Below are 7,673 nucleotides of genomic sequence, written 5' to 3'. Positions count from 1 at the left end.
TCAAAATCTCTGATAGGTCAGGAGCATTACGTAGGGAGCGCCAAATAACAAACTCAAACTGGTGTTGGAGTTGTTGGGCAAGCTTGATCGATAGGGAGGTTTTGCCCATGCCGCCCATACCTAACAAGGCGACTAGCCGACAGTGTTCGCTCAGAATCCATTGCTGCAACTGGGCTAGTTCTGATTGTCTTCCATAAAAGAAACGAACATCAACGGCTTCTGACCAATCGTGACGTGGTTTTCCGTTCCCGTAGCCTGGCCTTAAGCCAATCCCATCTGTTTCCTCGGTCGAGTCCCCGACTGGGGTTATGCTTTCGAGTGTAGTTGGCTGTTGGTTCGAGGAGATAGTTTCCTGTTCACTGCGCCACCGTCGTTCGAGGGCTGAGCGAAAGTTTTTTTTACTGACTTTTTCCCCCAAAGCCTCTGAGAGAAGTTTCCACAGCTTAGGACCGACATCATGTTTCAGGTAAGTCGGTGAATAGCCATAGGTTTCGGCAATAGTATCATAACTCTGACGCTTCCAGGACCAAGATGCCTCAATTAAGGCTTGCTGTAAATCAGTGAGATGATTTCCCGATTTGGCAAACACTAAGGCATTGGCGAATTCCAGAGCGTCTTCAAAGTTCATATACCGTTTTGATTATAGTTTATTATGCTATAATATAATAATATCGTGATTTACTAATAGTTCAGGTCTTAGGTATTAGGTTTTAGGGCTCAGGGGGTAACAAAATATCCTAAAAAGAGCAATTTAGGGTTAAAAAAGACCGGTCTAGTTATCTTAATCAGACCAATCAACATAAAAATTTTACCATAATTTTGCATTTGAAAGTCTAAAAAAATAAACTATAGCGCTTCTCATACTTATGATGTAAATTAAATTGACGCAACCCTCCCTACTTCCTAAAGGATAATTGATAAGCGATCGCATGAATTATTATGCGCTATATCTAGTGTCGGTATTCGGTTTAGAATCCCCTTTTTTCAAAGAGGAGAGATATCAAATCCAAATCAACTGCAAATCCAATCGGAAATCGGGTAATACCTCCTCCCCAGAAAGAATCTGGGGAGATTGTAGAATTTCTTTTGCTTGACCAGAACGGTAAATCTCAACCTGTTGATTTTGATAGTTAATCAACCAACCGAGGCGACAGCCATTATCCATATATTCCAGCATCTTGTTCTGTAGAGATGTCAGAGAATCAGTTTTGGAGCGCAATTCAATCACAAAGTCAGGACATAGAGGTGGAAAGGTTTCTTGTTCCTCAAGAGTAAGGCTGTTCCATCGGTCTGAGCTAACCCAAGCTGCATCAGGAGAACGTCCTGCTCCATTGGGGAGTTGAAACACAGTAGAGGAGTCGAAAACTTCCCTAGGTGCGCTCTTACTTGGCGAATTAAATTCGCCACGGGTCGCACCTCAAGTTGGGTCTGACGACTCCAAGCTTGGAGTTGGTACGTTAGATCGGCATTACGCCTACCGGTATTTCCTCCTGTTGGGGGCATAACAATCAGTTCTCCATCAGCAGTCAGTTCCAACCGCAGATCGCGGTTAGCTGCTGCAATTTGCTCAAATTCCCGGTGGGTTAACCTCAGGAGTGGTCGCAGGTCAAGAGTTAAGGGGTTCATATTCCCTATTTCCTATTCTCTTTGCTATCAATCCAAGCTATTCAGAAGCTGTCGAATTTTGAGCTGTTGCTGCTCTTCTATTGATTCTGGAAAACTTAACTCGATCGCAATTGAATTAACAGATCCGCTATCAACTAATTGCTCTATAGTTTCCACCTTAGCCAAAAAACTCAAATCTTGTAAGTGATTAGATTCCTGAGTTACCAGTAAACTGATCAGGGGTTTAGTCTTCTGCATGATATCGAGATTGCTAATCTGGTGGCCATCTAATTCCAACCGTAAATCATGAGTGCCAATTTCCGTGATTGTCGCGCTAACGGAATAGTTTTTCCAGTAATCCCAATATAATTGCACCGGTGCTTGAACCTTTTGACGTACCTTGGTCTCTTTAGCTGGTCGGAATTCACGGAAGACTCGTCTGATACTCGTAGCAATAAACTTAAGGGATTCCAGAGGATGGTCTGTTTCAGATCGTCTCTGGGAATACCACTCATTGACATCAGAATAAATAACTAAGACCAGATCATCTTGCTGAGTACCGGTGAGATTAATAAAATCAACAAATAGCCTCACCTGGTCACCCATAGCAACTTCTCGCATCACCCGCCCTCGGACCAAGCACTTGTGTCCGTAGTCTCCTTCGAGTTCCACTCTAATTTGATCAGGGATGTTGGGTCGGGTATTCAGCAGAATTTGGGCACCACTTTCACTAACATTAACGGTTTCACCTCTCCAACTCTGCTGTGGAGTATGAATCACAGCCGTTAACTTCCTTGGCATCCGGTGAGCACGACGGAGTTGGGGTTGCTCGAAAGCAACTAGACAAGCAGCCATCAGAAGGATTAGGTTAAAGATAGACCAAAAAACATTAACAATCACCGCTTGGCTATCCTCCGGTCTTAACCATAGCCACAGAGGTACAGTAAACAAGGCAGCAGTAGCCAGTGCAGCCACTAACACTAGGTACTTGACCGAATCAAAATCAAAGCTGCGCTTGGTAACATTCATCCCTTTATCGGTAACATTGAAAGACCCTAACTTAGGATTAATCAGAGCTAAGAGGGTAACCATTCCCGCCTGGAATGACAGGGCAAATTCAAAAATCTCGTTCCAGAAGGAGAAACGGACGTGCTTGTAGGGAATGTGGTTGGTCTGCATCGATAAAATAACGTGAGGCAGAGCATAGCACAAGGTTTCAAAACCGAGACCCTTAACCGAATTGATGCCAAATAATAAGAATAGAGTGGGTGCGATCGCATACATCAATCGCGGGAAGCCGAAGAAAAAGTGGGCTGTGGCACTCATGTAGCACAACCGTTGGGGCAGGCTCAACCTCACCTTCCGGTTGAACAAGGGATTTTCCAGGCGCAGAATCTGAGCCATTCCCCTAGCCCAACGTACCTGTTGACCGATATAGGCCGAAAATTTTTCTGGCGCTAAACCTGCCACCATAATCTTGTCGTAGTAGACCGACTCGTAACCCTTTGAGTGCAGACGGAAGGCAGTATGGCAGTCTTCGGTAACTGTTTCGGTGGCAATACCTCCGATTTCCATGACGTGGGTTTTGCGAATCACCGCCGCAGACCCACAAAAGAACGCCGCATTCCAGAAATCATTGCCCTTTTGCAGCACCTTATAAAACAGTTCATTACCCACAGGTATTCTGCCTTCTGTGAGCAGATTACGCTCAAAGGGGTCTGGGTTATAGAACCAGTGGGGTGTTTGGACAAAGGAAACCTTAGGGTTAAAAAAGAAGCCAACAGTTTCCTTCAACAAGTTTTTAGCGGGAATGTGGTCACAATCAAGAATAAGCACTAAATCCCCTTTGGTTTTATGAAAAGCTGTGTTGATATTGCCAGCTTTAGCATGATGATTATTATCCCGAGTCAGGAGTTCGGAGCCTAGATCCTCACACATTTGGCGCAACTTTTCCCTACGCTCTGGATACTTTCTGCCATCATCAAGGACATAAACTGATTTTTTATCAGTCGGATAGTCAATGGCTACAGCCGCTAAGGTGGTTTTGCGGACAATTTCGAGATCTTCGTTATAGGTAGGAATGTAAATATCAACCCTAAACCACTCCTCTTGGGGAATATTTTCTAAACTAACTGCTTTACGTTCTTTGATTTTTAAGGTTTGAAAGTAAGCCAAAAATAAGGTAGCGATCGCATAAAATTCTGCTCCATACAACAGCAAGCAAAAAACTATATTCAGCCACCCTTCAAAATTCAGCGTATATCGAGTGCGGTAATAAAAATAGCGTAGGGTAGTGAAAGCGCTAAGTAAAACTAACAATAAGTGGAGATATTCACTGGTTTTACGATTCGGTTTATCTTCCTCCATCTGAATAATCACCCGTCCCATCAGGAACAAAATTACAGCAAGCAACCCTTGTTGCCAAATTGGTGGGCGAGCAGTAATTAGAGGAATGAATAGCAATAGTAAAGATCCAATTAGCAACAGCAATTGACGGCGACTTAGCCACTGTAAAATCTGGTCAAATATATAGGGTAAGTCTTCCACTACCCAGACTGTTAGTCGCTGTCGCTGTTGGGGTGTGGTCACCAAGCCTCTGTGACCCGGTTTTGACCTAATCTTTAAAAATGGAATAGTCAATCGCTTCGCTCCAATTCAAAATTATCAATTCAAAATTCAAAAATACCCCATTAACTAATTCATTTTATTGTAGTAATTGGAAACAATTCCAAATTATAAATTTAGTCATTTTGAATTTTTAATTTGGCATTTTGACTTAAAAAACCGTCATTAATTTCTATCCCTAGCCATTTTTTGGAGATAAAACTGAATAACACCGTAACTAAGCAAGGTTGCAGCTACAATAGCTGGAGCTAACAACAACCAACTTCTTATTATGAAGTTAAAAATTTGCTGAGTCAACTCAGGTTTTTCCATTTGACGCTGGCGCTTTGGCTTGAAAAACTCCATATTATAAGAATTTTGTTGATAAATATTGGGATTTTCCGAGTTAGCACTAATCAGTACCGTGTCTCCCTTGATTTGAGAGAATAGTGGGTCTTGATTTAATAAGTCTTGGACTTTTTCTAAGCCTTTATCAGTTTGAGCACTTAGAGCAAGCAGCACCCGTTCTTTATTCCATGGCGATATAATTTCTTTGATCACCCCATCATGATCAGACCAGGTTTGAATTTGACTATCACTCCGCTGCCTTGTCAAAAAATCTTTTAATTCAAAACCACCAGAAGAGAAAATTTCAGGAAACGGAAATTTATCTTGAGGGCCAATTCCTACCAAATGATGGTCACTGCGTTCCTCAGTGGGTAAAGAATCTTTAGTATAAACTGATAGCTGGATTGATTCCGCTTTGCTTAACCGTCCCAGTCTGTTAGTGAACTGTAGTAATGTCATCAGTACACTGCTTGAGGGGTCTTTTGGTAGCACAATAACGGTATTGGATAAATCCTGAGGAGCAGCAAAGGGAAAACCCGTTTTCAGCAACCCCAAATCTGGGACTTTGGCAACACTGGTGCGCTGGAGTTCAAAATTTGTATCACTGTGCAACGTACCCCAAAGCTGTTGGTCAGTTACTTTGCTACAGGAGCGCCGTTCCCGAGCATCAAGACGAAAATCCACCTGGATTTTAGAATAGGGGGTAATGTTGTCACTAGGCAGGGCAACCCTCAGGGACTCTCTAGTTCCACCATCGATGGACGTTAGCTTTTTGCCGATTAGGGCAATGCCATCTAGCTTGACTTCCACTACTGAGGTTTTGGGATTAATTTGGGGGCCGTAGCTATAAATTAGGTTCATATAGTTATCCCCCTCAAACTTATCATCGGGCAATGCCCGGAAGTCAATAGTAATGGGTGGGGAATCAGAACCCCTGACTGTTATATCCTCAATCGGCTGATTGTAGGGAGTTTTGAGGTCGCTGAGCTTGAATGTGGGTTCTACAGGTAAATAGTCTGGCCAATCACGGGATGCAGGGGTTGGCACTTCCTCCAGCTTTTCAACTAAGATCGCTTGACTGGTACCAATTTGACGGTCTTCCGATTGCACTAAAAACTGTACTGCTTTCGCCACTCCTTCTGGCCCATTACCGGTTGCTACCAATACTGCGCCTTCATTGCCAGGAGTGGTGGTTAACATTAAGACCCCGACATCGGGGGGTAAGGCTTTTTCCTTAGCATCGAGAATCTTATTGTTTCCTACAGGAAGGGGTAGTTTCAGGGATTTGAGTTCTGGCTGTTGTTCTGGTGTGCCGATGATCACCAATCGATTACCAGAAAATCGATTAATCCCCGTTCCACTGACCTCTTTAACAGATTTCACCAAGGAAGTCTTCAGGCGACGATAATCCGCTAGCCTACCTAAGGAAGCTTGGAAACGAGCAGTGCTAGTTAACCAATTATCATCAATCTCCTTGGGCAACAGATAAGTAATTTGATTTGGTTCTAGACTGAGGTCATCAAAGATCGGGTAAGGATAGCGATTGAAGTCTAGAGAAACCGGTTGGGGTTCAAAATCAAAGACTATTTTAGAATCGGGTAGAATTTCTGTCCATAGGGAAGGATCATAGGGGTCTTGAGTACAGGTAGGAGAGTTATTCTGTAGCGCCGCAATTGTGATTTGGTTGTAGTTACGGAGTTGGTCTATCGGAATATTAAATAGCACATTCCCAATTTCCCCTTTCTGGCGCTTGAGAGGAATACTGCCAACGCTAACACCATTAATTAGAACGGTAAGATTAGAGCGAGTGGCATAGAGCGCTGGAGAATGGCGAAAGCGAATCAAGGCTTTGACAGATTTGAGTTGCCAATCTCGGGGACGAGTAAACCCTAGCCGTGCTTCGTCATAGATGCCTCTTAAACTAAAACGAGAGCCTACTACTGGGCTGCGATTGAATTCTAGGATGTACTTACCAGCAGGAGGAGCATCGATCTCAGGAGCTTTAGTTGGTGGGGAAGGTAGAGCAAAGGTGGGTTGAGATTTTTCCTTGAGTTCCTCGATGGTACTCTCCCTTAGGGTTTTGTTACTATCAGTGGTACTGCCATCACTTTGGGCAGACACTAACCTTGTGCTTAACCCAATGGAAATACTACAGCTGAGGAATAATAGTAGGACTAAAGAATATCTTTGGAACGAAGGCCGAGGATGATCTGCTTTTGCATCGAACCTCCTCGAAGTAGAGGCTTGATTAGCGCTAGAGTGACCATCTGATCGGTGTGACCTAGGATTTTTTTTGGGTAGATGGGCAAAAGCCTTGCGAAAAAAGGGTGTCATCAGCAGAACGTTTTAACTCTGATTAAAAATTAAATTGCCGCATGGGATGTTTAGCTATTGATACAAGGCTAGCGCTACCTAATCCGGAGCAAGCTAGTTGGATTACCAGCGGTTGAATAAAAATCAGATACACCCTTGAGTGACCAGAATCTGGGGAACGGAATCCTCCCTATGCCAACCTTTTCGATCGGCAAGCTTCCGCAGTCTTTGAGTTAAATTTACCACAGGCTTCTAGGACATTGCCCCTAGAACAAAAGTTCAGTAAAGTTACTTGACAAATTTAATTTTATATGCATTAAGGAAAATCCCTGGATTGGTATAGGGTTTTTAAATGAATTGTAAACAGCGATTACAGTTTTTTCCATTCCCAAAAATCTCTATATAGCTCTTGCCTGTTGCCTGTTGCCTCGTAAGCATTCAGCTATCAGCGTGTCGCGTATCAGCCACAGGATTTGGTCTATGGTCACCCTCAGAAAATGGCGTTGCTGATTCTGGGTATGGGGCGCGGAATCATACCCAGAATCAGCAACGCTACTTTAGCTGCTATCAGCTATCAACAAGCTGACCGCTGACCGCTGACTGCTGAATGCTGACCTACTCCCTGTTCCCTTTGCTATTGTGATCCAGATCACACCAATCGGTCTGGAAAATCACTAAGGTGGGTGAGCTAAGTCGGTGCAGTGAAATTATTGTGGACTGTAGTATATTCACATCAACTTTAAAGAAGTTTTAGATAACTGCTGGAGGAAATAGGTAATTATGAGTAGTCAACAAATTCGCTT

3 protein-coding genes and 1 pseudogene are annotated in these 7,673 nt (G+C 43.4%); all 4 read right to left on the bottom strand.

Annotated features, from left to right (window positions below):
• A partial coding sequence (locus tag F6K37_RS27390; protein WP_287253551.1) for a helix-turn-helix domain-containing protein occupies positions 1-628 on the bottom strand: 628 nt, incomplete at its 3' end.
• 372 nt (positions 629-1,000) lie between these two features.
• Positions 1,001-1,626: pseudogene (locus F6K37_RS45680) on the bottom strand (Uma2 family endonuclease).
• Positions 1,627-1,653: 27 nt separating this feature from the next.
• Positions 1,654-4,194 (bottom strand): UDP-forming cellulose synthase catalytic subunit, encoded by a 2,541-nt coding sequence (bcsA, locus tag F6K37_RS27380; protein WP_008189146.1) that lies wholly within the window; start codon positions 4,192-4,194, stop codon positions 1,654-1,656.
• A gap of 201 nt (positions 4,195-4,395) precedes the next feature.
• Positions 4,396-6,891, bottom strand: coding sequence for a cellulose biosynthesis cyclic di-GMP-binding regulatory protein BcsB (locus F6K37_RS27375; protein WP_287253549.1), 2,496 nt, complete (start codon positions 6,889-6,891; stop codon positions 4,396-4,398).
• Positions 6,892-7,673: the final 782 nt, after the last annotated feature.

The sequence above is a fragment of the Moorena sp. SIO4E2 genome (genome assembly GCF_010671945.1).
Classification (GTDB): Bacteria; Cyanobacteriota; Cyanobacteriia; order Cyanobacteriales; family Coleofasciculaceae; genus Moorena; species Moorena producens.
The sequence above is the reverse complement of the archived record's forward strand: the minus strand, read 5'-3'. Positions and strand labels throughout refer to the sequence as shown.